The organism is Arthrobacter sp. CAN_A1, assembly GCF_015751665.1.
Classification (GTDB): Bacteria; Actinomycetota; Actinomycetes; order Actinomycetales; family Micrococcaceae; genus Arthrobacter_D.
The window spans coordinates 83,527-109,602 of the sequence record NZ_JADOUR010000002.1 but is presented as its reverse complement, the minus strand read 5'-3'; the positions used below and the strand labels follow the sequence as shown (position 1 = coordinate 109,602).

At 65.6% G+C, this 26,076-nt stretch carries 30 protein-coding genes; 19 read left to right on the top strand and 11 right to left on the bottom strand.

Going from position 1 to position 26,076, the window contains the following annotated elements; translation table 11 throughout:
• The first annotated feature begins 31 nt into the window (after positions 1–31).
• Positions 32–130, top strand: coding sequence for a 30S ribosomal protein bS22 (locus IWX62_RS03325; protein ID WP_003792170.1), 99 nt, complete (start codon positions 32–34; stop codon positions 128–130).
• A 59-nt stretch (positions 131–189) separates the two neighbouring features.
• Here IWX62_RS03325 and IWX62_RS03320 read toward each other — a convergent pair whose 3' ends face one another.
• Complete coding sequence (locus tag IWX62_RS03320) at positions 190–1,014, bottom strand: HAD family hydrolase (protein WP_333483186.1); 825 nt, start codon at positions 1,012–1,014, stop codon at positions 190–192.
• Positions 1,015–1,088: 74 nt separating this feature from the next.
• Here IWX62_RS03320 and IWX62_RS03315 point away from each other — a divergent pair, with 74 nt between their 5' ends.
• The gene (locus IWX62_RS03315; RefSeq protein ID WP_196839962.1) at positions 1,089–1,370 is read left to right on the top strand and encodes a glutaredoxin family protein; all 282 of its coding nucleotides are present in this window, start codon (positions 1,089–1,091) and stop codon (positions 1,368–1,370) included.
• A 132-nt stretch (positions 1,371–1,502) separates the two neighbouring features.
• A complete protein-coding gene (locus IWX62_RS03310) occupies positions 1,503–2,216 on the top strand; it encodes a redox-sensing transcriptional repressor Rex (protein WP_196839961.1) in 714 nt (237 codons plus the stop codon).
• Positions 2,217–2,243: 27 nt separating this feature from the next.
• Here IWX62_RS03310 and IWX62_RS03305 read toward each other — a convergent pair whose 3' ends face one another.
• Both IWX62_RS03305 and IWX62_RS03300 read right to left on the bottom strand, forming a co-directional pair.
• The gene (locus IWX62_RS03305) at positions 2,244–2,885 is read right to left on the bottom strand and encodes a hypothetical protein (RefSeq protein WP_196839960.1); all 642 of its coding nucleotides are present in this window, start codon (positions 2,883–2,885) and stop codon (positions 2,244–2,246) included.
• A 149-nt stretch (positions 2,886–3,034) separates the two neighbouring features.
• The gene (locus tag IWX62_RS03300; RefSeq protein WP_196839959.1) at positions 3,035–3,583 is read right to left on the bottom strand and encodes a YceI family protein; all 549 of its coding nucleotides are present in this window, start codon (positions 3,581–3,583) and stop codon (positions 3,035–3,037) included.
• Between the two features lie 172 nt (positions 3,584–3,755).
• Between IWX62_RS03300 and IWX62_RS03295 the strand changes: the two genes are divergently transcribed.
• The 5 genes from IWX62_RS03295 to ccsB all read left to right on the top strand — a co-directional run bounded on the left by IWX62_RS03295 (position 3,756) and on the right by ccsB (position 8,659).
• The gene (locus tag IWX62_RS03295) at positions 3,756–4,433 is read left to right on the top strand and encodes a histidine phosphatase family protein (protein ID WP_196839958.1); all 678 of its coding nucleotides are present in this window, start codon (positions 3,756–3,758) and stop codon (positions 4,431–4,433) included.
• Positions 4,434–4,470: 37 nt separating this feature from the next.
• Positions 4,471–5,085, top strand: a complete 615-nt coding sequence (locus IWX62_RS03290) for a TlpA family protein disulfide reductase (protein ID WP_196839957.1) — start codon at positions 4,471–4,473, stop codon at positions 5,083–5,085.
• Positions 5,086–5,184: 99 nt separating this feature from the next.
• The gene (locus IWX62_RS03285; RefSeq protein ID WP_196840140.1) at positions 5,185–5,898 is read left to right on the top strand and encodes a cytochrome c biogenesis CcdA family protein; all 714 of its coding nucleotides are present in this window, start codon (positions 5,185–5,187) and stop codon (positions 5,896–5,898) included.
• Between the two features lie 32 nt (positions 5,899–5,930).
• Positions 5,931–7,634, top strand: coding sequence for a cytochrome c biogenesis protein ResB (gene resB / locus IWX62_RS03280; protein WP_196839956.1), 1,704 nt, complete (start codon positions 5,931–5,933; stop codon positions 7,632–7,634).
• Positions 7,634–8,659 carry a c-type cytochrome biogenesis protein CcsB gene (gene ccsB, locus IWX62_RS03275; protein WP_196839955.1) on the top strand — a complete coding sequence of 342 codons (1,026 nt, stop codon included), beginning with the start codon at positions 7,634–7,636 and terminating at the stop codon, positions 8,657–8,659. The genes resB and ccsB overlap by 1 nt, the downstream gene beginning before the upstream one ends.
• A gap of 252 nt (positions 8,660–8,911) precedes the next feature.
• Here ccsB and IWX62_RS03270 read toward each other — a convergent pair whose 3' ends face one another.
• A complete protein-coding gene (locus IWX62_RS03270; protein ID WP_196839954.1) occupies positions 8,912–9,325 on the bottom strand; it encodes a PLD nuclease N-terminal domain-containing protein in 414 nt (137 codons plus the stop codon).
• A 30-nt stretch (positions 9,326–9,355) separates the two neighbouring features.
• On the opposite strand from IWX62_RS03270, the gene IWX62_RS03265 reads away from it, so the two are divergent.
• Positions 9,356–9,652, top strand: coding sequence for a DUF4229 domain-containing protein (locus IWX62_RS03265; RefSeq protein WP_196839953.1), 297 nt, complete (start codon positions 9,356–9,358; stop codon positions 9,650–9,652).
• Here IWX62_RS03265 and IWX62_RS03260 read toward each other — a convergent pair.
• From IWX62_RS03260 to IWX62_RS03250, 3 genes are read right to left on the bottom strand one after another with little or no spacing between them, the layout of a single operon-like run.
• Positions 9,649–10,533, bottom strand: a complete 885-nt coding sequence (locus IWX62_RS03260) for a 1,4-dihydroxy-2-naphthoate polyprenyltransferase (protein ID WP_196839952.1) — start codon at positions 10,531–10,533, stop codon at positions 9,649–9,651. The two genes, IWX62_RS03265 and IWX62_RS03260, sit on opposite strands and share 4 nt — an antisense overlap.
• A gap of 43 nt (positions 10,534–10,576) precedes the next feature.
• Positions 10,577–11,710: an AMP-binding protein gene (locus tag IWX62_RS03255; protein ID WP_196839951.1), complete on the bottom strand. Its 1,134-nt coding sequence runs from the start codon at positions 11,708–11,710 to the stop codon at positions 10,577–10,579.
• A gap of 6 nt (positions 11,711–11,716) precedes the next feature.
• Positions 11,717–12,667: a 1,4-dihydroxy-2-naphthoyl-CoA synthase gene (locus tag IWX62_RS03250; protein ID WP_196839950.1), complete on the bottom strand. Its 951-nt coding sequence runs from the start codon at positions 12,665–12,667 to the stop codon at positions 11,717–11,719.
• Between the two features lie 158 nt (positions 12,668–12,825).
• On the opposite strand from IWX62_RS03250, the gene IWX62_RS03245 reads away from it, so the two are divergent.
• Positions 12,826–13,509, top strand: a complete 684-nt coding sequence (locus IWX62_RS03245) for a hypothetical protein (protein WP_196839949.1) — start codon at positions 12,826–12,828, stop codon at positions 13,507–13,509.
• 32 nt (positions 13,510–13,541) lie between these two features.
• Here IWX62_RS03245 and IWX62_RS03240 read toward each other — a convergent pair whose 3' ends face one another.
• Positions 13,542–13,979, bottom strand: a complete 438-nt coding sequence (locus tag IWX62_RS03240) for a VOC family protein (protein ID WP_196839948.1) — start codon at positions 13,977–13,979, stop codon at positions 13,542–13,544.
• A gap of 110 nt (positions 13,980–14,089) precedes the next feature.
• Between IWX62_RS03240 and IWX62_RS03235 the strand changes: the two genes are divergently transcribed.
• Positions 14,090–14,911 carry an alpha/beta fold hydrolase gene (locus IWX62_RS03235; protein WP_333483185.1) on the top strand — a complete coding sequence of 274 codons (822 nt, stop codon included), beginning with the start codon at positions 14,090–14,092 and terminating at the stop codon, positions 14,909–14,911.
• On the top strand, positions 14,904–15,470 hold the full coding sequence (locus IWX62_RS03230) for a TetR/AcrR family transcriptional regulator (protein WP_196839947.1): 567 nt from the start codon (positions 14,904–14,906) through the stop codon (positions 15,468–15,470). Before IWX62_RS03235 ends, IWX62_RS03230 begins: the two co-directional genes overlap by 8 nt.
• Positions 15,471–15,529: 59 nt before the next feature.
• Here IWX62_RS03230 and IWX62_RS03225 read toward each other — a convergent pair whose 3' ends face one another.
• Positions 15,530–16,084: an SRPBCC family protein gene (locus tag IWX62_RS03225; RefSeq protein ID WP_196839946.1), complete on the bottom strand. Its 555-nt coding sequence runs from the start codon at positions 16,082–16,084 to the stop codon at positions 15,530–15,532.
• 190 nt (positions 16,085–16,274) lie between these two features.
• Between IWX62_RS03225 and IWX62_RS03220 the strand changes: the two genes are divergently transcribed.
• The 4 genes from IWX62_RS03220 (at position 16,275) to IWX62_RS03205 (ending at position 20,919) form a co-directional block, all read left to right on the top strand.
• Complete coding sequence (locus tag IWX62_RS03220) at positions 16,275–17,945, top strand: ABC-F family ATP-binding cassette domain-containing protein (protein ID WP_196839945.1); 1,671 nt, start codon at positions 16,275–16,277, stop codon at positions 17,943–17,945.
• Between the two features lie 144 nt (positions 17,946–18,089).
• Positions 18,090–19,298, top strand: a complete 1,209-nt coding sequence (locus IWX62_RS03215) for a thiolase family protein (RefSeq protein WP_196840138.1) — start codon at positions 18,090–18,092, stop codon at positions 19,296–19,298.
• Positions 19,298–20,041: an enoyl-CoA hydratase/isomerase family protein gene (locus IWX62_RS03210; protein WP_196839944.1), complete on the top strand. Its 744-nt coding sequence runs from the start codon at positions 19,298–19,300 to the stop codon at positions 20,039–20,041. Before IWX62_RS03215 ends, IWX62_RS03210 begins: the two co-directional genes overlap by 1 nt.
• On the top strand, positions 20,038–20,919 hold the full coding sequence (locus IWX62_RS03205; protein ID WP_196839943.1) for a 3-hydroxyacyl-CoA dehydrogenase family protein: 882 nt from the start codon (positions 20,038–20,040) through the stop codon (positions 20,917–20,919). The genes IWX62_RS03210 and IWX62_RS03205 overlap by 4 nt, the downstream gene beginning before the upstream one ends.
• A 190-nt stretch (positions 20,920–21,109) precedes the next feature.
• Here IWX62_RS03205 and IWX62_RS03200 read toward each other — a convergent pair whose 3' ends face one another.
• The gene (locus IWX62_RS03200; protein WP_196839942.1) at positions 21,110–21,988 is read right to left on the bottom strand and encodes an SGNH/GDSL hydrolase family protein; all 879 of its coding nucleotides are present in this window, start codon (positions 21,986–21,988) and stop codon (positions 21,110–21,112) included.
• Positions 21,989–22,081: 93 nt separating this feature from the next.
• Between IWX62_RS03200 and IWX62_RS03195 the strand changes: the two genes are divergently transcribed.
• Together IWX62_RS03195 and IWX62_RS03190 are read left to right on the top strand one after the other, a co-directional pair.
• Complete coding sequence (locus tag IWX62_RS03195; protein ID WP_196839941.1) at positions 22,082–22,837, top strand: tyrosine-protein phosphatase; 756 nt, start codon at positions 22,082–22,084, stop codon at positions 22,835–22,837.
• A gap of 21 nt (positions 22,838–22,858) precedes the next feature.
• On the top strand, positions 22,859–23,452 hold the full coding sequence (locus tag IWX62_RS03190) for a GNAT family N-acetyltransferase (RefSeq protein ID WP_196839940.1): 594 nt from the start codon (positions 22,859–22,861) through the stop codon (positions 23,450–23,452).
• Between the two features lie 3 nt (positions 23,453–23,455).
• Here the strand turns inward: IWX62_RS03190 and IWX62_RS03185 are convergent, their stop codons facing one another.
• Positions 23,456–23,806, bottom strand: a complete 351-nt coding sequence (locus IWX62_RS03185; RefSeq protein WP_333483209.1) for a PaaI family thioesterase — start codon at positions 23,804–23,806, stop codon at positions 23,456–23,458.
• Between the two features lie 177 nt (positions 23,807–23,983).
• Between IWX62_RS03185 and paaZ the strand changes: the two genes are divergently transcribed.
• Positions 23,984–26,068: a phenylacetic acid degradation bifunctional protein PaaZ gene (gene paaZ, locus IWX62_RS03180; protein WP_196839938.1), complete on the top strand. Its 2,085-nt coding sequence runs from the start codon at positions 23,984–23,986 to the stop codon at positions 26,066–26,068.
• Positions 26,069–26,076: the final 8 nt, after the last annotated feature.

Below are 26,076 nucleotides of genomic sequence, written 5' to 3'. Positions count from 1 at the left end.
CGGAAACCGAAGATCAGTTTGTGAGGACTTTATGGGTTCAGTAATTAAGAAGCGCCGCAAGCGTATGGCCAAGAAGAAGCACCGCAAGCTGCTTCGCAAGACTCGTCACCAGCGTCGCAATAAGAAGTAGATTCATTTTCGTTGAAAGGCCCGCCCCAGTGGCGGGTCTTTCTCCGTTAACGAGCCTGCCTAGTTGCCGCGCATCCTGGTGAACCCCCGCCACAGTCCGTAGACCGCACCGGCACCCGTTGCCGCCTTGAGGCCGAGGGTCGCGGCGCGTCGGCCGCTCCGGAAATCGTAGATCGGCCAGTTATTGTCGCGTGCATGGCGCCGGAGCCTGCGATCCGGGTTGATTGCCACCGGGTGCCCCACGATGGTCAGGAGGGGAATGTCGTTGTAGGAGTCGCTGTACCCCCAGCATCGCTGAAGGTTCAGACCCTCCTTCTCCGCCAGCGCGCGCACCGCCACGGCCTTGGCGGGGCCGTGCAGGAATTCCCCCACCAGTTTCCCGGTGTAATAGCCGTCAGCCACCTCGCCAACGGTCCCCAGGGCACCGGTGAGGCCAAGGCGGTTAGCGATCACGCTCGCCACCTCCACCGGGGTCCCGGTGACCAGCCACACCCGCCGCCCCGATTTGAGGTGCTGTTCAGCGAGGGCCCGTGCCCCGGGCCAGATCTTCGAGGCGATCATCTCGTCATACACTTCTTCGCCGAGGGCCTTGACGTCCTCATGCGCGATCCCGATGGCGAAGGCCAGCGCAGCATCGCGTACCGAGTTGATGTCGGTCATATTCTCGCCGCGCATCACAAAACGTAACTGTTTCCACGCGAGGCCGCTGGCGAACCGGAGAGTGAACGCCTTCCGTTGGTACATTTTCCGAGCCACATGGAAGAGGCTCGCGCCCCGCATCATGGTGTTGTCCACGTCGAAAAAGGCGGCGTCGCCCCCCGGTCCGGGGAGGGTTGCGGTTACCCCTGGACCGGCCTGCAGGGGCCCGGTGCTGGCAGCGGACATAGTGTGAGTCTAAATCACTTGAGTCCTGCGGCGTGATGCCACCTGGTGCAGAGTCAGACGGTAGCTTGGATGGCATGGTGATTCCCCCGCAGCCCGGACCGCCGGCGCGAAGCCCCGGTTATCCCACGGTTGAGCTGCTGACCCGCCCCGACTGCCACTTGTGTGCCGACGCGCGGATGGTGGTGGCCTCCGTCTGCGACGAGCTGGGGGTGCCATGGCATGAACTGTCGACAGCCAACGAACCCGCGTTGTTGGAGCGGTTCGCCGAAGAGATTCCCGTCCTGCTCATCGATGGGGTGCAACGGGACTTCTGGAAGATTGACGGGGCCCGCCTTCGTCGGCTCATCACCCGGTGACCGGCGGCGGCGGGCGAGCTTTGTGACGAACGCCGGGCGCCCTAAGGTGGAAGTATTCGCGACGTCGGCCGGACCGTCGTCGTATGGCCTTACCGTCAAGCGGCTGGCGGACAGTAAACGGAGCGATGGAAAGTGACGACGCCGGAAGTACCAGAGCTACAGCTGTCAGGGAGCGGTTCCGCCGCACGACAGATCCCGACAGCATCCTTGACGCGCCTGACTATCTACCTTCGGGCGCTTACCTCGCTGCTGGCGGAGGGAACCGAGCGGGTGTCGTCGGACCGGTTGGCGGAAGCGGCCGGCGTCAATTCTCCGATTTTGCGCAAGGATCTGTCCTACCTCGGCTCCTATGGGACCCGCGGCGTGGGCTACGACGTGCAGTATCTCAACCGGCAGATCTCCGCCGCGCTCGGACTGACGCTAGACTGGCGCGTTGCAATCATTGGGGCAGGCAACCTGGGCCGGGCACTGGCCGGCTATTCCGGCTTCGAATCAAGAGGTTTTGAGATTGTTTCCCTCTTCGACGCTGACCAGTTGGTAGTCGGTGCCGAAGTGGGGTGGCTGCGGGTGAGTCCCATAGGTGACCTGGAGCAGGTGCTGGAACGGACCCGCGCCAATATGGCGGTGCTGGCGGTCCCCGCCGGGGTGGCGCAGTCGCTGTGCGACCGGCTGGTTGCCGTTGGTATCACCAGCATCCTCAGCTTCGCGCCGGTGGTGTTGCAGGTGCCGGAGAGTGTCCAGCTGCGGAAGGTGGATATGGCCACCGAACTGCAGATTCTTGCCTACCACGCGCAACGGGCGCAGGAGCCGGACGCCGCCGACTCCCGCGCCCGAACCGCCCAATAATCAGGGCGTTGCTGGGTCAGAGCTGGGTTAGAACTGTCCGGGGACGATCTGCTTCTGGAAGTAGGGGCGCGCGGGCTTGAGATAGGTCATGACAACCCCGGCCACGCCGAGCAGGAGGACCAGAATGCCGATGACGGTCTCCACTGGCCCCGGTGTCACGAGTTCCTGACCCTGCAGCAGGTCGCTACCTTCGAGCATTGATAGTGACAACAGGCCGAACAGGTAGGACAGGATCGAAAGAACTGCCAACACTGTCGCAGTGATTCTGGCCCAGTTGTGACCCTTGCGGATGAAGATCGCGAGGAGGATGTAAATGCCCGTGGCGACAGCGGCGAAGACCAGTGTCAACGCGGTCCCGACGCCTCCGGCGGGTCCCTGTGCAGAGACGGACAGAGCCCCGATGACGCTTGAGATGAAGCTGAGGACCCCGGCCGCAATGATCAGCCAGAAGGCCCGTTCCACTTCCTTGGGCGCCGGGCCCTTCTCGGTTACGGATACCTGGCTCATGTTCCCCGGGTAGCTGTAGCCGGAGGGCTGGGCGTTTTGGTAACCGTAGGGGGCTGCCTGGCCGTCGGTCGGGACCTGTCCTGAGGATGGCTGCTGCGCTTCTGGATTGTCGCGCGGGGGCATGTCCTGGCCGGGATTGTGGTCATGGGGAGGTGTGCTCATTTACCGGTTCCTGTTCGCTAGAGACTGACTGGTACAGACCCTGAGGGGTCACACAGCCAACCCTAGCGCGGAGGCTCACGCAGCAATGGGATTAAACGACAGCGGCTGCCGCCTTCCCGAGGAGGGCGACAGCCGCTGTTAGTGGATGACTACTTGGCTGGGGCTACGAATGCCGCATCAAGGTTGATGGTCACCTTGTCACCGACGAGAACTCCGCCGGCTTCGAGAGCTGCATTCCAGGTCAGGCCGAAGTCCTTGCGGGAAATGACGGTCTTGCCGGAGAACCCGGCGCGGGTGGCGCCGAAAGGATCTACTGCAACGCCGTTGAATTCGGTTTCAAAGACCACAGGAAGGGTTACGTCGCGGATGGTCAGGTTGCCAGCGAGCTGGTAGGTCTCGCCGGCGCCTTCAATGGAGGTCGACTCGAAGGTCATTTCGGGGAAGCGCTCGACATCGAAGAAGTCTTCGCCGCGTACGTGGCCGTCGCGGTTGGCGTCGTTGGAGTTGAAGGAAGCGGTCTGGATGGTGGCGGTGACCTTGGAATCGGTCAGCGAGGATCCGACGTGCAGGGCGGCGTCAACGGTGTCGAAGTTGCCACGTACCTTGCTGATGCCGGCGTGCCGCACGGTGAAGCCGACCTCGCTGTGCGAGGCGTCGAAGGTCCAGGTGCCGTTGTTCAGTCCTGTGGGAATTGCCATGATGGTTCTCCTGATCGTAATGCGGTCTGGGTTATGCAGCCGTGGCGGCCGGGAGGCCGTCACCTATAATAAACATGCATTTGCATCGATTATTCCCGAAGTTACTCAAATGTTCAAATAAACTCTCAGCGGCGGATTTAGCCGCCTGCCCGAACTCTGAGAAACTGGACCTATGTCCCTTGCTACTGTCCACCTCGTGCGTCACGGCGAAGTCCACAATCCCGAGCGCGTCCTCTACGGCAGGCTGCCGAACTTTCACCTCTCTGAACTGGGCCAGGAAATGGCGCAGCGGGTTGCCGGTCACTTCGCGGCGCGGGTCGACGACGGCGCACGGATCGTCCGGGTGGTGGCGTCCCCGCTGACCCGTGCACAGGAGACCGCAGCACCCATTGCGCAGCGGCTTGGACTCGATATCGTGACCGACGATCGGGTCATTGAGGCCTATAGCCGGTTCGAGGGCATGGCGCAGGTCGCCCGCCAGTTGCGGTACCCCCGCCATTGGCTGCTGCTCGCCAACCCCTTTCGCCCCTCCTGGGGTGAGCCCTACAGTCAGCAGGTGGGCCGCATGAGGGCGGCCGTAGACGACGCCCGTCGCGCCGCCGTCGCACAGGTTGATACTGACGGGCCTGCAGGGCCAGTGGAGGTGATCGTGGTGAGCCATCAGCTGCCCATCTGGGTGTCACGGCTCGCGGCCGAGAACCGCAGGCTCTGGCACGATCCGCGCGACCGGGAATGCACCCTGACCTCCATCACGTCCCTGGACTTCGACGGCGGACGCCTGGTTGGGGTGCGGTACGAAGAGCCCAGCGCTGACCTGTTGGCCGGTGCGGCGAACCTGCCGGGAGCATAATAGTATTACTACACGTTGTAGAAATGTGGAAGAAGCTGTGAAAAATTCTGATCGATCCGCTGGCCGCCTGCAGAAGTTGGGTGTCGCGCTGGCCCTTGGGCTGTCCGCCTCATTAGCCCTTTCAGCGTGTGCCGCCGATGATCCGTTGGCGGTTATCGCTGACTCCGGCGACAACAAGAACTACATTGCCGGTGATGGCTCAGTGACCGAGTACGCAGCGGCCGAGCGGGGCGAACCCCTCGCTTTCACCGGTACCGGCTACGACGGATCCACAGTGGATTCGGCGGACTGGGCTGGTCAGGTCACTGTGGTGAACTTCTGGTACGCGGCCTGCGCTCCCTGCCGTGAGGAAGCCCCGGACCTGGTGGCGCTGCACGATGAGTTTGAGTCAGCGGGAGCACAGTTCATCGGGGTGAACATTCGGGACACCCAGGAGACAGCCGAAGCGTTCGAGCGGACCTTCGACATTCCCTACCCGAGCCTCAACGACCAGAATGGGGGCGTGCTGCTGGCCATGACCAGCTATGTTCCCCCGCAAGCCGTTCCCACCACCCTGGTGATCGACAAGGAAGGCCGCGTCTCTGCGCGGATCCTCGGCCTGGCCGACAAGAGCACCCTCGGCGCCCTCATCGACGCCGCGTTGGCTGAGTAATTGACAGTGTCATTTCCCCAACACCTCAGCGCCGCCGTCGGCGGATCCGTTCCGTTGGCTACCAGCAACGCATTTGCCGATACCGTACTGAACGGCTCCATGCTCCTCGCGCTGCCCGTGGCCCTGCTGGCAGGACTGGTGTCCTTCGCCTCCCCCTGTGTGCTTCCCCTGGTGCCCGGTTACCTCGGCTACGTCACTGGCCTGACCGGCGTCGATCTTGAACAGCAAAAGCGCGGCCGGATGCTCTCCGGGATTGCGCTGTTTGTGCTCGGATTCTCGGTGGTCTTCATGGCGTATGGGGCACTGTTTGGGCAGCTCGGCGCATGGATGGTCGGTTCGGAGAGCTGGCTGATCCCTGTCATGGGCATCGTGGTGGTGCTCATGGGGCTGATCTTCATGGGGGGATTCTCCTGGTTCCAGACTGAAAAGAAGCTGCAGGCCAGGGTCCCGACCGGTCTCTGGGGTGCCCCGCTGCTTGGCCTCACGTTCGGTCTGGGCTGGGCGCCCTGCATCGGCCCCACCCTGTCGGCTGTGCAATTGCTGGCGTTCTCCAACGATGACGCGAGCGCCGCCAAAGGTGCGGCCCTCACGTTTGTCTACTGTCTGGGTCTGGGCCTCCCGTTCCTGTTGATCGCGCTGGGTGTCCGCCGCGGGATGGGCGCGATGGCGTTCTTCAGGAAGCACCGGTTGGCCCTGCAACGCTTCGGCGGCGGCATGCTGGTGGTGGTGGGTGTGCTGATGGCCACCGGCGTCTGGACCCTGTGGATCAATGAACTTCAGAACTGGCTCGGCGGGGTGACCCTTCCCATCTAATGACTTCCGACAACTTTGAAAGGGGGCAGACTATGACCCCTGATACTCCCGAGGGCGGCAAGACCGACGTCGCGCTGCCGGCGCTGGGCGTCCGCGGTAGCCTGCGTTGGGGCTGGACCCAGCTCACCAGCATGCGCACAGCCCTGTTCCTGCTGCTTCTGCTCGCGGTCGCCGCTGTGCCCGGATCGCTGTTCCCGCAGCGCCCGGCCAATCCGGCGGTGGTTACCCAGTACATCCAGGACAACCCCGACACTGGGCCAATTCTCGACTGGTTCCAGTTGTTCGACGTGTATTCATCGGTCTGGTTTTCGGCCATCTACCTGTTGCTTTTCATCTCACTGATCGGCTGCGTGATCCCGCGGGCCATCGCCCACGGCCGGGCCATGAAGTCGAAGCCACCGCGGACGCCCCGGAAGCTTTCCCGGATGCCGATTTATGGCACGCTCGTCCTCCCCGCCACGGCGCAGGCCGGCGGCTCGCAGATCACCGCAGTGTCAGCCGCCGCCGATGCTGCGGCGATGCTGAAGAAGCGCGGATACCGGGTGGACCTGCGTGACGCGGATTCGGCACAACCCTCGGTGGGTGCCGAACGCGGCTTCCTCAAGGAAGTTGGCAACCTGGTGTTCCACTTCTCGCTGATCGGGGTGCTCGTCTCGGTGGCGTTGGGGGGCCTGTTCGGCTACAGCGGCCAAAAGATCATCGTGGAGGGCGACAGCTTCGTCAACACCCTGGTGGGCTACGACACCTTCACCCCCGGCGCCAACTTCAGCGCCGGGCAGCTCGAACCGTATTCGCTGCGGCTTGACCAGTTCGATGTGCAGTTTGACCGCCAGGAGACCCACTATGGGCAGCCCCTCGACTTCACCGCCAACGTCACCACGAAGGATGGCCCCGGCGCCGAGGAAGTCGAGCAGGTCCTCAAGGTCAATTCGCCGCTGAATATCGGGGGCACCGGCATCTACCTGGTCGGCAACGGGTACGCGCCGGTCGTCACCGTCCGCGATGGCAACGGCGACATCGCCATGCAGGGGCCCGTGGTGACGATCCCGCAGGACGGGCTGTTCACCTCGCTGATGGTCATCAAAGCCCCCGACGCGGCGCCGGACCAGCTGGGCTTCGTGGGGTTCTTCCTCCCGACAGCGTTTGTCGGCGAGGACGGCGTCGCCTTCTCCCGCGACCCGGACCCCTTCAACCCCCAGCTGAACCTCAACTCGTATTACGGCGACCTGGGACTCGACGACGGCGAACCGCGCAGCGTCTACGTCCTGGACACCGACGACCTGACCGAGCTCAACAGCCGCACCAGCGATGAAGGCGGAATTGTCCTCGGGGCGGGCCAGACCTACGACTTGCCGGACGGCAAAGGGTCAATCACGTTCGACGGACTGGATCGCTACATTGCGGTGGACATCCGCCACGATCCGGGCCAGTTGGGTGCCCTGATCTTCGCGACCCTGGCTTTGACCGGACTCAGCGCCAGCCTGTTCATTGGCCGCCGCCGGGTCTGGGTCCGCACCGGAACCCATGCCGACGGTCGGACCATGGTTGAGTACGGGCTGCTGGCCCGCGGTGAAGACCACCGGCTCACCGGCGAAGGAGCGGCCATCGACAAGGCGCTGCGCGAGCAGTGGCTGGTGGAAGGCCGGCTTGAGGAGCAAGATGGAAAGCCTGACGTCTCAGGTAGCACCACCCCCGAACACGCATCACACCAGGCAGGAAACGGTAAGGACAGCTAATGCCAACAATCAACCAGACGCTGGGGGAGTTCAGCGAGCGCTTCATGTTGCTCGCCGCCCTCACCTACACGGTCGCGTTCATCATCTTTACGCTCGACCTGGTGAAGAGTAGCAAGCGGATCCGAGCGGTCGAGGAGAACCTCGCCGCCTCCCAGGAAGCAGAGCAATTTGCCCTGGTCGGCGCCGACCGGAGCAGCCGGCCGGCTGCCCGTGGCGGCTCGACCGGTGTTGCCGGCGACACCATGGCCGACGACGCGATGGACTATTCGGGTCAGCGGAAGTTGGCGCGTATCGCCGTCGTCCTGACCGTCGTGGCGGCACTGATCCATGCGGCCGGCGTGGTCTCCCGCGGGCTGGCGACGAACCGGGTCCCCTGGGGCAACATGTACGAATTCTGCACCACGGGTGCGCTGGTCGTCATTCTGGTCTTCCTGGCCGTCTTGATCCGTAAGGACCTCCGGTTCCTCGGAACCTTCGTCGTCGGCCTGACCCTGGTGATGCTGTGCGCTGCGACCATCGGGTTCTTCACGCCAGCAGCCAACGTGGTCCCCGCGCTGCAGAGCTACTGGCTCATCATCCACGTATCGGTAGCGGTGGCCGCCTCCGCGCTGTTCACCCTGACCTTCGCCATGTCGGTCCTGCAGCTCATTCAGACGAGCCGGATCCGGAAGCTCGCTGCTGGCGGCGCCGACCGCGCGCCCTTCATGCGTCTGGTTCCGTCGGCGCTGAGCCTTGAGAACCTGTCCTACCGGATCAACGCCATCGCCTTCGTGATGTGGACCTTCACCCTCATGGCCGGGGCTATCTGGGCTGAGGAAGCCTGGGGTCGTTACTGGGGCTGGGACGTCAAAGAGGTGTGGACTTTCGTGATCTGGGTAGTCTTCGCCGGCTACTTGCACGCACGTGCCACCCGCGGCTGGACCGGTACCCGTGCAGCCTGGCTGTGCATCATCGGCTACCTGTGTATCGTCTTCAACTTCACGATCGTGAACATCTACTTCTCGGGCCTGCACAGCTACGCCTGAGCTGCGCGCGTCAACCAGTCCGATAGAAAAGTGCAGCTACGCCTCGGTGTGGCTGCACTTTTCTGTCTTACGGCGGTGGTCACACCTCCGTTGCGGTGACCAATCTGAACCGGCGGGGTCAACCCGGGCGCTGGAGAGGGATATTGCGGCCACGGATGCCCGGATTCCTCACGGATCCGGATCCGGATCCGGTTCCGACGCCGGGGTTCGGCTAAGGTCGGCCAGCTAAGTCCCCGAGCCAATTGCCGGGTGTCAGGCGGTCTTGCCGCCGGGCTCGTTGTCGGCTTCGCCGTCCTTCTTCTGCTGGTCCTCCCGGGCCTTCTTTTCCTGCTCCGCGCGGAGTTCACGCTCCTTGCGCCGGTTCTCCTTCTCGCGGGCCTCCTGGCGACGCTTCGCCTCAAGATTGCGCAGGAACTGGGGATCGTCGTCGGGCGCCGTGGGATGCCGGGGGGCGGGACGCTGACGTCCGCGGGTGCCGCTGGGCCGGGGGCGTCCGAACAGGAACCAGAGTCCGGCACCCAGAAGTGGCACCAGGACGATCGCCGCGATCCAGGCTGGCTTGGAGATGCTGCGCACCGAGTGCGCCTTGGTCATAATGCAGTCGATCAGCGCGTAGACAATGACGGCGACCGCAACGAGGATGAGAAACAACAACAGGCGAGGCATCTATCAATTGTAGGCGAGTAAACTTGGTGAGTGCCCTTCTTCAAATTCACCGCCCTCCGCCTCGGCCTCGTCGTGGTTTTCTTCGTCATCTCCTACTGGCTGGGCCTCGGCGCCATCTTCTCGGCGGTCGTCGCAGCGATCCTCGCCTGGTGCGTGACCTACCTGTTCTTCCGGTCCATGCGCGACGCCGCCTCGGCGTCACTGCAGCGCCGGTTCAAGGACGGTGCGCCGCCACGGCGTAACCTCTCCGAGCTCGACGACGCCGCCGCTGAGGATGGCTACGACCCGAACGCGTCGGTCAACGCGGACCGCAAGCCCCGCAGCTAGGCCAGCACGGTCGTCAGGACCACCCCGGCGCCGAACAGCACGCTGAATCCCAGATTGATCAGACCAGTCTGCTTCAGGACAGGGATCAGGCTGCGCCGCTTCTTGCCCTTGAGCATCAACCAGCTCGGCATCAGGCACGCCGGTACGAGCAGCAGTACCAGCAGCACCCACGGGTAGTCGTAGACCAGGAACAGGGGCAGCAGCAGGGCCACGGCGAGCATCATCACGTACGTAATCCGCGCCGCGGTGTCCCCGAGCCGCACGGCGAGGGTGATCTTCCCTGCCTCACGGTCCGTCGGGATGTCCCTCACATTGTTGGCCATCAGGAGTGCCATCGCGATGATGCCGGTACTGATGGCACCGATCCACGCCACGGCGTTCAGCTGGCCCGCCTGGGTGTAGGTGGTGCCGAGCGTTGCGACCAGGCCGAAGAACACAAACACAAAAACATCTCCCAACCCCATGTAGCCATAGGGGTTGCGCCCACCTGTGTAACCCCAGGCGGCGGCGACACAGCCCACTCCAACCAGCAGCAGGAACCAGGTCTGGGACAGCACAATGAGGCTGGTGCCCGCGATCATCGCCAGTGCGAAGCACGCGAACGCGGCCCACTTCACCTGACCGGGCCGCGCGGCGCCGGACCCGGTCAGTCGGAGTGGGCCCACCCGGTCCGCGTCAGTTCCCCTGACGCCGTCGGAGTAGTCGTTGGCGTAATTCACGCCTATCTGCAGCATGATGGCGACGACGGCGGCCAGCAGGGCATTGACGGGCTTGAACGCCTCAAGGTCGAACGCGGCCGCACACCCCACGATCACTGGTGCAATAGCCATGGGGAGGGTTCGCGGGCGGGCGCCCTCAAGCCATTGTGCGGCAGTAGCCACGGTGCTGTCCTTTTCGTTGGGGGAGTGTGGGGGAGTGGGGTGTCTAGGCGTCGGAGCGCTCGAGCAGCGCCCGAACAGCCAGCCGGTCGGGTTTGCCGTTGGGCAGAAGCGGGAGTGATGCGAGGGCGACGACGATATGGGGCGCTGCGTGAGCGCCAAGGGAGGCCCTCGTCTGTTGGCGCACCTCGTCGGCGCTGACCTGCCCGACGACGGCGGCAGCCACCGCGGTGCCCCATTCGGCACTGTCGATGCCGAGCACCAGTGCCTCCTGCACTCCGGGCATCCCCTCGATGGCCGAGGCCACCGCTGCGGCCGACACCTTCAGGCCGCCGGTCACGATGACGTCGTCGAGCCGACCGGCAACGGTCAGGACCCCGTCCGTGACGTCACCGGCGTCGTCGGTCCGGAACCAGCGGCGTCCCGAGTTGAACGCGAACCGGTCAGCGCTCAACTCGGGTTGCCCGAGGTACCCGTCGGCGAGGACAGGTCCGCTGATCCACAACCGGCCTTCCTCGGTGGTGACGTCAACGCCGTCCAGGGGGACGCCGTCGTACACGCAGCCGCCGCACGTCTCGCTCATGCCATAGGTGAGCACCAGGTTGAGGCCGTGCCTGCGGGCGTCACTCAAAAGTGTGGCGGAGGCGGGGGCGCCGCCCAGCAGGATGGCGTTGAACCGGCGGAGCACCTGAAGTGTCTCGGGCCGCGGGTCCTGGAGGAGGCGGTGCAGCTGGGTGGGGACCAGCGAGGTGAAGCGGACCTTATCGGTGAGCTCGCCGGCGGCCTCGGTGAAGGCCCCGGCGGTGAACGGTGCGGCCAGGTCCATCGTCCAGGGGCGGGTTCCTGCGTACAGCGATCGGACCAGCACCTGGAGACCTGCGACATAGTGCACGGGCAGGGTGAGGAGCCACTGGCCCTCGGCCTTGAGCGCCAGGGCGGTACCCATCGCTGAGGCGGCCAGCGCATCGACGCTGAGCATCGTCTGTTTGGGGACGCCGGTCGATCCCGAGGTGCTCAGGACGGCGGCAATCTCATCGTTGGGCAGTTCCCCGTCGAAGCTTTGCCCCGCGTCGGCATGGGGTGCGACGGCGGGCCCCTCCCCGGCAAGGGCGGCGGCCAGTGGCGTGAGGAGAGCGTGGGGGTCGGCGCCGGACGGCGTGTGGATCGGTAACAGTTCCATGGCGGCCTAGAAGTAGTAGGGGTAGGCGGACCAGTCAGGGGCCCGTTTTTCCAGGAAGGCCTCTTTGCCCTCGACCGCCTCGTTGGTCATGTAGGCCATCCGGGTGGCTTCGCCGGCAAAGACCTGCTGGCCAGCGAGCCCGTCGTCGGCCAGGTTGAAGGCAAACTTGAGCATCCGGATGGCCTGGGGGCTTTGTCGTGCGATATCCGCCGCGTACTGCAGGGCCGTGTTCTCCAGCTCGGCGTGGTCCACCGCCTCGTTCACGGCACCCATCGCGACCATCTCCTCGGCCGAGTACTCGCGGGCGAGGAAGAAGATCTCGCGGGCCTTCTTCTGCCCGATCTGGCGGGCCAGCAGCGCGGAGCCGTACCCGGCGTCGAAACTGCCAACGGTGGCATCGGTCTGCTTGAACTTTCCGTGCTCGCGGGAGGCGATCGTCAGATCAGCCACCACGTGCAGGCTGTGCCCGCCGCCGGCCGCCCACCCGTTGACGACGGCGATGACCACCTTGGGCATGGTCCGCATCAACCGCTGCACCTCAAGGATATGGAGCCGGCCCGCACGGGCGGGGTCGACACTTTCGCTGGTCTCGCCGTCGGCGTACCGGTACCCGTCGCGGCCGCGGATCCGCTGATCGCCGCCCGAGCAGAAGGAGTGGCCCCCGTCCTTCGGGGACGGCCCGTTGCCGGTCAGCAGCACGGTGGCGACATCGGAGGTCATCCGGGCGTGATCCATGGTGCGGTAGAGCTCGTCGACGGTCCCCGGCCGGAACGCATTGCGGACCTCGGGGCGGTTGAACGCAATCCTGACGGTCGGGAGATCCCGCACCGCCCCGCCGGGGGTCCGCTCGACCTGCCGGTGATAGGTAATATCCTGCAGATCACCGAACCCTGACACGAGACGCCAACGGGCAGGGTCAAAGAGGTCCGATACCTGTGGGGGAAGGTCGATAGTCACCCATCGAGTGTATCTTCGCGCCGCCCTCTTGGCGTGATCGCGGGTGCGCCGGGGCCCCGTGGGCTCTTCGTTATCGTCCCGTGCTCGCACATCAGCCAGTTGCCTGCTGTGCTGGTGTCATGAGGCCGCCACGCGGCCAGGCCTCCGGAGGGGAAAAAGTGAACATCGCCAAAGTGTTGACCGGTTGCACATTCGCTGGGGGCATTGCGCTGATGGGGGCTGCCGGAGCGGTGGCCGCTCCCACCGACACGACGAATCCCACCGGCGCCGCGGACACCGTTCCGCTCGTCCCCTTCGACCAGGCAACGGTGATCGACTGGGACGACGTCGTCTTCGCCAAGGGCGGCGTGCTCACCGCTGATGGGACAAACCTGTGCTCGATCGACCCCTACCGGTATGTGTTCGCTGACCGGACCTATCCCTGCTTTATCGGCTTCGGGGAATCGCCCGGTCAGACGGCGCCGACCACCTTCCCGGTCCTGGTGCCTTTCGAGCAGGCAACAGTGGTCGATCCACAGACCATTACCCTCGTTCAGGGCGGTGTCATTGCCGCCGACGGAACCAACCTCTGCACAGCCAATCCCGGAAATATCGTGTTCCCTGATGGCCGGTATCCCTGCTTCATCGATTTTGACCAGACCTTCACCACCGTTCCCGGTCCTGCGCTTCCTGTCCCGCAGGTAGCGCAGGTACCGGTCGGTGGCGCGGATACGGGCGTCCCCAGCGCAGGGTCCGGCCCGCCTGATCGAGGACTGACGGCGACGGTCGCCGCGTTAGCCGTCGCCGCGGGAGCCGCCGTCGCCGCGCTGCCGGTGTTGCGCCGCAGACTCATGGCCGACTGACGGCTCCCGCCCCGGCGTGCCGGGCCACGGCGTCAGGAGATGCAGAACTCGTTGCCCTCGGGATCGGCCATCGTGGACCAGATATGGGGACCCTGGTTGGCCTCGTACAGGAATTGGGCGCCGCGCGCCTCGAGCCGGGCCCGGGTGTCGTCCTTGCTGCCGCCGTTAAGATTGATATCCAGGTGACAGCGGTTCTTGACCGTTTTCGGTTCGGGGACGGGCTGGAACAGGATGCGTAAGCGGCCCTTTTGCCCTTCCTCCCCGGGGCGGCAGATGGCCGAGCCATCGCGCCAGACCCGGACGCCGTTGTGTTCAACCAGTTCGTCTGGCTGGGCCCAGCCCTTGGCGAGTACGTCGTCGATGAAGGCCTGATCGGTGGGCTCGACGACCCAGCCGAGGGTTTCCGCCCACCAATCGGCCTGGGAGTGGACGCTGATGCAGTCGATGGTGATCTGAAGGGTGTAGGTCATGGCTCGAGGCTAGTGACCGGCGGTCAAGGATGCCACACCATTGCGGTCAGTTGTAGTCCCTGATCGCTCAGGCTATTGTGAATAGCTCAAAAGCTAAGTATATTAGCCATATGATGAACAACCAGTCGACGCGGCTCCTCGCCCGCCCTGCCCAGGGCCAGGTAGCTTACGACGTGCAGGGCAGCGGTCCCCTCGTCCTTCTCGTTCCGGGGATGGGCGACCTCCGATCGACCTACCGGTTCCTCACCCCCTCGTTGGTGGCCGCCGGCTATACAGTGGCCACCACCGACCTCCGCGGCCATGGTGACAGCACCACCTCGTTCAGTGGGTACGGGGACGAGGAAACGGCCGGGGACCTGGCCGCCCTCCTGCAGGAGCTGGGGACGCCGGCCGTCATCGTCGGCAACTCAATGGCCGCCGGTGCCGCGGTGATCGTCGCCGCTGACCATCCGGGTCTGGTCAGCGGGCTCGTGCTCATTGGCCCCTTTGTGAGGGAACCGGCGGTCAGCGCGGCAGCCAGACTGTTCTTCAGGATCCTGATGGCGGCCCCCTGGGCTGCTGCTTCGTGGAAGGCGTACCTGCCCCGGCTCTATGCGGGACGGAAACCAGAGGATTTCGCCGCGTACCGCCAAGAGATCGTTGCCAGCCTGAAGCGGCCCGGTTACGCCCTCGCTTTCAGTCTCACCACACGGACCGATCACGTGCGGGCGGGGAACATGCTGGCCGCGGTCAGCACGCCCGCCCTCGTCATTATGGGCGAGCAGGACCCGGATTTCAGCGATCCACAGGCCGAAGCCGAGCGGGTTTCTGCGGCATTGAGCGGCTCCGTCACCATGATTCCCGACGCCGGTCATTACCCCCAGTCGCAGCAGCCGGAGCTGACGTCGTCGGCAATCCTGACGTTCCTCAGCACCAGAATCCACCATGCCTAGGGCCGGTCTCGACAGGGACGCCGTCATTGACCGCGCCGCGACCCTCCTTGATGACCGCACGTCGTCGGGGCTGAATCTGGCAGTCCTCGCCGAGAGCCTTGGCGTCCGCCCTCCATCGCTCTACAAGCACATCGACGGGATGGCCGGTCTGCAACGCGGAATCATGCTCCGTGCCAAAGCGGAGCTGTGCCACACCCTCGGGCAGGCGGCCATCGGCAGGTCCCGCGAGGCCGCCATCACCGGCATGTCTCATGCCTACCGCCAGTGGGCGCTGGAACATCCAGGCCAGTACCCCCTCACCGTGAGCGCTCCGGCGCCCGACGATGAGGAGGATCGGGAGGTCTCCGCTGCCACCGTCCAGGTAATTTTCAGCGTCCTCGCCGGGTACCACCTGGAGGGCGACGACGCGGTTGACGCCACCCGGTTCCTCCGTTCCGCGCTCCACGGGTACGTCTCCCTCGAAACAAGCGGTGCGTTTGAACTGCCTGTCAGCCGCGAGCGTAGTTTCGAGCGAGTGGTCACGAGCGTGGTGACAGCCCTGTCCAAGTGGACGGGCTAGCTGTATCGACCACAGAGGTTGGTGAGGGTCGACGGCCCGGGCGTGGAGTGCCTCACAACTCAGTCAGCGGAATCCAGGGTGCGATGGTCCCGTTCGGCCAGTCGCCGGAGTTCACGGAGCTGTTTGCGCATCATCACCAGGTCACCCCACGCGAGCGCGGCCTGCCGCGGCCGGGACAGCGGCCCGGCGGGCAGCGGCACGGAGAGGCGGGCCACCAGCCGTGAACCGCGACCCGCAGGTTCAACCGCATACTCGATGACCAGTGCACCGAAAAGGTGGGAGGCCCGCTCTGATCGGGGCACGACGGCAAACGAGTGTCCCGGATCGACCGCCGACACGGTGAAGATCCGCATCACCGGATCCCCCACCCGAACGTCGATCACCTGCGGATCAAGCAGTTGGGGGCTGCGCCGTCCAAAGTTATCCAGAAGGTCATAGCTGTAGGGCGCCCGGCGGAGCTGGGTGGTCCACGCAAAAAGCAGGTCCGCTGTGCACTCAACGTCCACCGCGCGTATCCAGCGCTGACTGGACGCTGAGGCGGCGTCGTGGGCCGGATCCGGCGACATGCCCGGGCTGGTCTCTGCCCAGTACCAGGGCAAACGTGAGACGGTCATGGCTCCATCCTGTCGGAGATCCGCCCGCACCGCGATAGCCCTGGCAGCCGCAATCCGGTTGACGGCGTGGCCGCACGGGGGCACGCTGGTCCCATGAGGAAATAGCCTTGCATCCGTCTGACCCGCCGGCGACGACCGCCCGGCCTCTGCGCTGCCCTGACGGCGCCCTTTTCGACACTGCGAGGAACCTTTGACCGAACATCTACAACTGTCCGACGTGTCCCATGGATACGGCGACCGCCTGCTCCTCGACCATGTGGAGCTGACCATCGGCCGCGGCGAACGGGTCGCGGTGGTAGGCGAGAACGGTGCCGGCAAATCGACGCTGCTCCGCCTGATCGCAGGGGTGGAGGTTCCCGACGGCGGCCAGGTCGCCGTGCATGGCGCGGTGGGCCACCTCCCACAAACCCTCGACCACGCCCCAACCGACACCGTCGGTACGGTGATCGACGCGGCCCTCAGCGGCATCCGGGCCCTCGAAGCCGAGCTGCGGACCCGCGAGGCGTCCCTGGATTCAGCCGATGCCGACGAGCTGGATCGCTACGGCGCGGCTCAGTCCGAGTACGACCTGCACGAGGGGTACAGCGTCGACTCCCGGGTCGACGCCGCCCTCAGCCAGCTCGGGCTCGGCGACCTCCCACGGGCGCGTACCCTCGACACCCTGTCCGGCGGTGAACAGGAGCGCCTCGCCCTCGCCTGCCTGCTGGCCGACCCGGCCGCCATCCTGCTCCTGGATGAGCCGACCAACCACCTCGACGACGACGCCGTCGGCTGGCTTGAGCGCGAGCTCGCCGCCCACCGGGGTGCCGTCGTCGCCGTCACCCATGACCGCTCCTTCCTGCGCACCTTTGCCACGACGATCATCGAGGTGGACGGCGACCGTCGCGAGTTGCGGCGCTACGGCGACGGGTACGAGGGGTATCTCAAGGCCAAAATTGCTGAGCGCCGCCGCTGGGAGCAGGACTACCAGCAGTGGCTCGACGCGAAGGAAGCCGAACGGGCCAAGGCCGCAGCGGTGGAGGGGCGGATGGGCTACGGTCGCCGGCGCGACGGCGACAAAATGGGCTACGACTTCAAACAGGGCACCGTGCAGGAAGCCATCACCAGCCAGAAACGCAACGCACAGGAGCGGCTGCGCCGGCTGGAGGAGCAGCCGGTGGACCGGCCGCCTCAGCCGCTCGTCCTGTCGGCGCAGTTTGGCGGGCAGTCGTTGACCGGCCCCCTGCTGGAGCTGGCGGGTGTCTCTGTGGGTGAGCGCCTGGCGGTGGAGTCCCTCAGTGTGGGGGCGGGGGAGAACCTCCTGGTTACCGGGCCCAACGGCGCGGGAAAGACCACCCTGCTCAACGTCCTGGCAGGCGTCTGCCCGGTCGACGAGGGTCTTGTCACTCAACGGGGTCGCCTGGGGTATCTTCCGCAGGAACTGGCACCGCACCGGCAACCGTCATTGCGGCTACTCCCGGCCTTCGCCGCAGGCCTGCACGGGGACCTGGACGAACACGCCGACCGTTTGCTGAACCTGGGTCTCTTCCGCACTGCTGACTTCCTGGTCCCCGTGGGAACCCTTTCAGCCGGTCAATACCGCCGGCTGGCGCTGGCCCGGCTCCTGGTAGGCCGCTACGACGTCATCCTGTTCGACGAACCCACCAACCACCTCGCCCCGGTCCTGGTGGGCGAGCTCGAGGACGCTCTGGCCGGTTATGACGGGACCCTCGTCGTCGTCAGCCACGACCGCGAACTGCGGCGGTGGTTCGGCGGCCTTCCCGCTGGTGAGGAGCTTCGACTCGAGGCGGGACGGGTCGTCGGGGCATCACGGCAACCCCCACCGACCGGGGTGGAGCACCAGCCCACCCTGCCGGAATAGTGCCGGACCCGCAGCCGAGCGGTGGGGCAACAGCGACTCTGCGCGGGAGCCACTTTTGTGGGCCGGTCTGTAATATAGAACGAACGGTCAGTAATTGAGCTGCCCGCGAGACTTACACAATCGCTGATGATTCTGGAGGCAGGCATGACCGAGGCATTTCTGGTCGGCGGGGTTCGCACCCCGGTGGGACGCTACGGCGGAGCGCTTTCCGGGGTCAGGCCCGATGACCTCGCAGCTCTGGCCATCCGCGAGGCGGTGGCCCGCGCGGGTATCGACCCAGGCGAAATCGACGAGGTGATCCTTGGCAACGCCAACGGCGCCGGTGAGGAAAACCGCAACGTCGCCCGTATGGCATCGCTCCTGGCCGGACTCCCGGACACTGTCCCCGGCATCACCGTCAACCGGCTCTGCGCTTCGGGCCTGTCAGCCATCATCATGGCGTCCCACATGATCAAGTCCGGCGCCGCCGACATCGTCGTCGCCGGTGGCGTGGAATCGATGAGCCGCGCGCCCTGGGTAATGGAGAAGCCCGCCAAGGCCTTCGCCAAGCCCGGGGATGTCTTCGACACCTCCATCGGCTGGCGTTTCACCAACCCGATCTTCGCGGCGCAGGACAAGACCACGTTTTCCATGCCGGAAACCGCCGAGGAACTTGCCTCGGTGGACGGCATCACCCGCGACGACGCCGACGCCTTCGCCCTGCGGTCCCACCAGCGGGCACTCGCGGCCATTGAAGCGGGCCACTTCCGTGACGAGATCGTCCCGGTGCACACCCGCCATGGCAAGCGCGAGGTCACCGTTGACACCGACGAAGGCCCCCGCGCCGACACCACCCTCGACGTGCTTGCCGGACTCCGCCCGGTCGTCAGGAAGGATGGAGTGGTCACCGCCGGCAACTCCAGCTCACTGAACGACGGCGCCTCCGCCGTCGTCGTCGCGTCCGAGGCGGCCGTCAACCGGCTGGGACTCGCCGCCCGCGCCCGCATCCTCGACGGCGCCTCGGCGGGCGTCCCACCAGCCATCATGGGTATCGGCCCGGTTCCGGCCACGCAAAAGGTGCTGCAGCGGACGGGGCTGAGCATCGGCGACCTCACCGCCGTCGAACTCAACGAGGCGTTCGCCACCCAGTCCATCGCCTGCATCCGCCGGCTCGGGCTCGACGAGGAACTGGTCAACCGCGACGGCGGCGCCATCGCCCTGGGGCACCCCCTCGGATCCTCCGGATCGCGGCTCGCGATCACCCTGCTCGGCCGGCTGGAACGCGAGGCACGCGGCGAAGCCCGGGCCATCGGCCTGGCCACCATGTGCGTCGGTGTGGGGCAAGGCACCGCCATGCTGCTGGAGCGCGTCTGATGGAGAAGTTCACCACGCTGCGGGTCATTGACGACGGCGACCGCCTCACCGTCCAGCTGCACCGCCCCGAGGTCCGCAACGCCATTGACCAGACCATGGTCGATGAGCTTCATGCTGTCTGTGAGTCACTGGAGAGGCAGCCGCGCCTCCTGATCCTTGCGGGAAGTAACGGCGTGTTTGCGTCCGGCGCCGATATCGCGCAGTTGCGGGAGCGACGCCGCGACGACGCGCTCGCCGGAATCAACTCCACCCTGTTTGCCCGCATTGCCCGGCTTCCCCTGCCGGTGATCGCCGCCCTGGACGGGTACGCGCTCGGCGGCGGGGCCGAGCTCGCCTACGCTGCAGACTTCAGGATCGGCACGCCCACCCTGAAAATCGGCAACCCCGAGACCGGGCTTGGCATCCTCGCAGCGGCCGGCGCCACCTGGCGGCTCCGGGAGCTGGTCGGCGAACCACTGGCGAAGGAAATCCTGTTGGCCGGGCGGATCCTCGGCGCCGATGAGGCGCTCGCTGTCAGGCTCATCACAGAAATCCACGAACCCGCCGCCCTCCTCGCAGGCGCCAACGCGCTCGCCGACCGGATAGCCCGGCAGGACCCGCTGGCTGTCCGCATTACCAAGTCGGTGTTCCACACCCCGCCCGAGGCCCACCCGGTCATTGACCAGCTGGCGCAGGGCATTTTGTTCGAATCCGACGCGAAGTTCGACCGGATGCAGGCATTCCTCGACAGGAAGAACAAATGAGCCCCTCGACAGCAAATCCCGGCGCAGCACGTATCCCCAACCTTGTCGGGGTTCTCGGCGGCGGCCGGATGGGTGCAGGTATTGCCCATGCGTTCTGCATCGCGGGTGCCGCCGTCGTCGTCGTTGAGCGCGACGATGACGCCGCCGCGGCGGCCCGGCAGCGCGTCCTCGATGCCTTGGGTAAAAGCGTTCAGCGCGGGACAACGGCTGAGGGTCTTGAGGCGTTGTCTCAACGGGTTTCCGTGTCGGTTGACTACGCGGCTTTCGAACCCTGTGGGCTGGTGATTGAGGCGGTGCCGGAGGATTTTGATCTGAAGGCGCAGGCGCTGGCGGCCGTCGAAGAGCGGCTGGCGCCCACCGCGTGGCTGGCGACCAACACTTCGTCACTGTCGGTCGGCGGGTTGGCCGAAAAGCTTCAACGCCCGGAGCGGTTCTGCGGGCTGCACTTTTTCAACCCGGTGCCAGCCTCCACCTTGATCGAGGTGGTCCTGGCGCGGCACACTTCGAGCGAGCTCGCCGACGCGGCGCGCGGTTGGGTGGAACAGCTCGGCAAAACCCCGGTGGTCGTCAACGATGCGCCAGGCTTCGCCAGTTCCCGGCTGGGCGTGGCAATTGCCCTCGAGGCGATGAGGATGGTCGAGGAGGGTGTCGCATCAGCCGAGGACATCGACACGGCCATGGTGCTGGGCTACAAACACCCGGTGGGCCCGCTCCGCACCACCGACCTGGTGGGGCTCGACGTCCGGCTCGGCATCGCCGAATACCTGGAGTCGACCCTGGGGGAGCGGTTCGCTCCGCCCCAGCTTTTGCGGGACAAGGTAGCGCGCGGCGAGCTGGGTAGGAAATCGGGCAAGGGGTTCTTCGACTGGACCGGGTAAGCCTGGGTTAGCCGGCCAGGTACTCGCTGTACTCAGGCACCGTCGCAGTGGGGTTGTGCACCTGCCACAGCCAGCACCTTGCCAGCGATCGCCGGCAAGGGCATAGTGCCAGGTTTCGCTGACCTGCGCGTCCTTCTGATCGAGGGCTTCGGCTTCTGGCGCTTCTACGAACTGCTGCGGTAGGCGGCGCCTACCACCACCGCGACGATAGGTTCACCGAGCTGCGGAAGGACTTCAGGTAACCGGCCTGATATCCCTTGGCGGTGGGGTGCAGGTCATCGATTGCGGTGAATCCCGTATAGGTGATCCAGGGGTCTCTGGTGCCGATGCCGTGGCCATTGAACCTCTTCACCACGTCGACGTACTGCAGCCCGTTGGCTTTGGCGTTCTGCCGAATCACGGTGTTGAGCGCATCGGTGCCCTCATTGAAGAGCCTTTGTGCCTCGGTGCTGAGCAGTACTTCCGACCCGGACTTGGGCGAGAAAAGGTGAGGGTACCCAGTGACCACAATTTTCGCCTTCGGGGCGGTGGAGCGCAGGTTGCCGTACAGGTCATCCAGCGCGACGGCGAGAGTGGTCTGGGCTTGCAGGGTGCGGCCATCGATCACCTGGTCGCAGACAGCCAAGGGCTGAGTAGCGCATGCGCCCACCACCGCCCCGAAGTCCAGGTCGTTGCCGCCCGCCGAGAGGGTCACCAAATCCGTGTCGGAGCCGATCAGGCCGGCGCCGATGAGTTGTTCCAACTGCTCGGGAAGGTCGGGTACAGCGTCGGTGCGGTTTGCGGCGGCTTTGGCCCCGCTGCAGGTGGCGTTGACGGTCAGGTCAATTCCCCGACGGTCATCGAGCAGACCCGGAAGTCCCAGCGGCGATTGGCCGCAGGCGTTGACGTAGGAGCCCGCGCCGAATCCCGCGGCATAGGAGTCCCCTAACGCCACATAGTCGACCTGGCCCTGAGGCCTCTCAGTGTTCGTAGCGGCGGCGGGACCCGCGACAGTGCTGGCCATCAGGCCGACCGAAAGCATAGCTGCGGCAGCGCAGCGCCCGAGGATGGAGCGGTATGGAGTTTTCATGGCACCAAGCTACTCCTCCAGCGGAACGTTGCATACGGCCAGCCGAAGCTCCTTTCCCCAGATCGCGGCGCAGAGACTTGCTAGGGTGTGGACATGACCTCCCGGCCTGGCCACCCGCATGATCAGCACAACGCCGAAACCCGTTCCGTCCGGTGGGAGGGTGCAGTCAACGCCCGCGACCTCGGCGGGGTTGGCGGTCTCATCCAGCAGGGCCGGATCTACCGGATGGGCCGCCACGAGTGGATCACCGGTGCTGGCTGGCTACAGGCCCACGACGACGGTGTCCGCACCGTCGTCGACCTCCGCAATCCAGGAGAGTTCGGCCGGCGGGATAGCGACCCGGCGGTGGCTGGGGACGCTTTGGACCGATTTGCGATTGTCAACTGTCCCACCGAGGACCAGTCCGATGCCGAGTTCATGGAGCTGGTTGGCCCTTACCTGAACTCTCCCCAGCACTACCTGGAGAATCTGCGGCGCTGGCCAGGCAAGATCGCCGCCGTCGTCAGGGCAGTGATCAATGCGCCCGACGGCGGGGTTGTGGTTCACTGTTCGGCTGGCCGTGACCGCACCGGCCTGGTGATGGCAGTGATGCTGTCAGCTGCAGGGGTGGCCGCCGACGAGATTGTGAGCGACTACGCGCTGGGGGTCCGGGGGATCAACGAGTTCCACTCGACCCAGGAGACCCCGAAAGAAGCGCCCCTCTCCGAGGATGAGCTGGTGGAGCGTCTCGATCGTGCCGTCACGCACCTGAGGGACTTACTGGCACACTTCGACGCCGAGCAGTACCTGCTGGGCGCGGGCCTGACCCCCGCGGAGCTTGCAGCGTTGCGGCTCCGGCTGACCGGGTAGCCCCCATGATTGAATGGCCCCATGACCCCGCTGACGCCAGTGACCCTCACCGGACCGACGATCACCCTGGAGCCGCTGACGCCAGACCATCACGAGGGCCTGGCCGACGCGGTGCGGGACGGTGCTCTGTGGAACCTCTGGTACACATCGGTCCCCGATCCCGAGGGTATGGCGGCGGAAATCAGCCGCCGGCTCGCCCTTCAGGAGCAGGGCGCAATGCTGCCCTTCGCCCTCCGACTGAACCACACGGGTCAGCTCCTGGGCATGACCACCTACTGCAACATCGACCTTGATACTCCGCGGGTCGAGATCGGCTACACCTGGAACCGGGCGTCTGTGCAGGGAACCGGAACCAACCCTGAAAGCAAGCTGCTGCTCCTGACACACGCCTTCGACGTGCTCGGGTGCACCGCCGTCGAATTCCGTACGCACTGGATGAACCACCAGTCGCGGCAAGCGATCGCCCGGCTGGGTGCAAAACAGGATGGCGTGCTGCGGGCCCACCGGTGGGGACCAGACGGTACCCTGCGGGACACCGTGGTTTTTTCGATCACTGCCGCCGAGTGGCCCATGGTGAGGGCGGGGCTTGAGCACCGGGTGACGAAAACCCGCTAGCGCCTAGCGGCGGTCGAGTAACAGGTTGGTGATCCGCAGGCTGCAGAGGCGCGCGCCGTCGTCGTTGGTCAGCACCACCTCGTGGGTGGTGAGGGTGCCGCCCAGATGGAGCGGGGTCGCAGTGATGGTGACCAGCCCCTCTCGCGCGGACTTGTGATGGGTGGCTGACACGTCCACGCCGACGGCCGTTTTGCCCAGCGTGCTTGCATGAATGACCGCAGCCCACGAACCCACCGCCTCTCCCACAGCGAGGGACGCGCCGCCATGCAACAGTCCGAAGGACTGCCGGTTCCCCTCCACGGGCATGGTCGCGACGACCCGCTCCACTGACTGCTCGAGGATCTTCACGCCCATCTTCTCGTCGAGTTCGCCGAGCTGGATCTGCCAGGGCTGGTGGGTCACCGGGTGCTCCTTATGAGGGTTACGAAAATGCCAGTTAATGTACGCTGGATATATTACCGAACGTCCGTTCAGTTATCTTCGTCGGACGCTCGGCGCCCGAGACACTCAGAGGTGAAAGGCAAGTCGACGATGACTTCAACAGCGGTACGCGTGGAGACAGTCCCCAGTTTCATTGAGGATGCCTGGTGGACACCCGACGCCGGGTCCCTGACGGAACGCAACAGCGCCGAGGTGCGTGACGCCAGCACCGGCGAGACCCTGGCCGTCGTCAGCACCGAGGGGCTCGACGTCGCGCGCGTGGTCAACTACGCCCGCGCCACCGGGCAGCGTGCACTCGGCGAATTCACCTTCCACCAGCGCGCCCTGATGCTCAAAGCGCTGGCGCAGTTCCTCAACGACCAGCGCAGCTCCCTCTATGAGTTGTCGGCCCGCACCGGTGCAACCAAGATCGATTCCATGGTGGACATCGACGGCGGGATTGGAGTGCTCTTCACCTTCGGCTCCAAGGGACGCCGGGAACTGCCCAACTCCAACGTGGTGGTGGATGGACCGCCGGAAACCCTGTCGAAAGACGGGACCTTCCTGGGGGAGCATATCTACACCCGTATCCCGGGTGCGGCGGTGCAGATCAACGCCTTCAACTTCCCGGTCTGGGGGATGCTCGAGAAGCTGGCGCCAGCATTCCTGGCCGGTGTCCCCACCATCGTCAAACCGGCGACACCGACGGGGTACCTGACCGCCGCCGTCGTGAAGTTCATCATCGAGTCCAACATCCTGCCGAAGGGCGCGCTGCAGCTGATCTCCGGATCCGCCCGGGACCTCCTGGACTACCTGGATTACCGGGATCTGGTCTCCTTCACCGGGTCGGCGTCGACCGCCAACAAGCTGAAGTCCCACGACAACGTGGTGCACGGCGGCGTCCGCTTCACCTCCGAAACCGACTCGCTCAACGCTGCGATCCTCGGCGCGGATGCTGTTCCCGGCACCCCCGAATTCGACGCCTTCATCAAGTCGCTGGTCACCGAGATCACGGTCAAGGCCGGGCAGAAGTGCACGAGCATCCGCCGCACCATCGTGCCCAAAGCCCTGGTGAATGATGTGGTCGCCGCTGCGAAGGACCGCATCGAACAGCGCATCGTCCTCGGCGATCCACGCGCCGAGGGCGTCACCATGGGGGCCCTTGCGTCGCTGGAGCAGCTGCGCGACGTCCGGTCCGCCGTCGAGACCATGATTGCCGCAGGTGGTGAGCTGGCCTACGGTACCCTCGACGCACCCCGCGTTACCCAGGCCGACGGCACGGTGGACACCGCCGTCGACGGTGCCTTCATGTCTCCGGTGCTCCTGACCTGGGACAACGCGGAAGCGGTTGAACTGCACTCCATCGAGGCCTTCGGTCCGGTGGCGTCGGTGATCGGGTACGACGACGCCGCGCATGCCGTGCGGCTCGCCGCCCTCGGTGCCGGGTCGCTCGTAGCGACGGTCTGCACGAACGACCCCGCGATCGCCCGGGAACTGGTCCTCGGCATCGCGGCGCATCACGGTCGCGTGCTGATGCTCAACCGGGAGGACGCGAGGAGTTCCACCGGGCACGGCTCACCCGTACCGCATCTGGTCCACGGCGGACCGGGGCGGGCCGGCGGTGGCGAGGAGCTCGGCGGCATCCGCTCGGTGCTGCACCACATGCAGCGGACGGCCCTTCAGGGCTCACCGAACATGCTCACCGCGGTGACGGGAGTGTGGCATACCGGTGCCGACCAACGGTTCGATGACACCCACCCGTTCCGGAAGGACCTCGCGACCCTGCGGATTGGCGACGGCGTCCGCTCGGACCTGCGGCAGGTGACCCTGGCGGACATCACCGCGTTCGCCAACACCACCGGAGACACGTTCTACGCGCATACCAATGAGGAAGCCGCCGCGGCCAACCCGTTCTTCCCAGGCATCGTGGCGCACGGCTACCTGCTGCTGTCCTGGGGTGCCGGGCTGTTCGTCGATCCTGCTCCAGGGCCGGTTTTGGCCAACTACGGCCTGGAGAATCTGCGCTTCATCACGCCGGTAGCCGCAGGGGATTCGATCCGTGTCACCCTGACAGCCAAGCGCATCACCCCGCGCGAGGACGAAGAGTACGGCGAGGTTGCCTGGGACGCGGTGCTGCACAACCAGGACGACGACATCGTCGCCACCTACGACGTCCTGACCCTCGTCGAGAAGTAGCCCCCCAC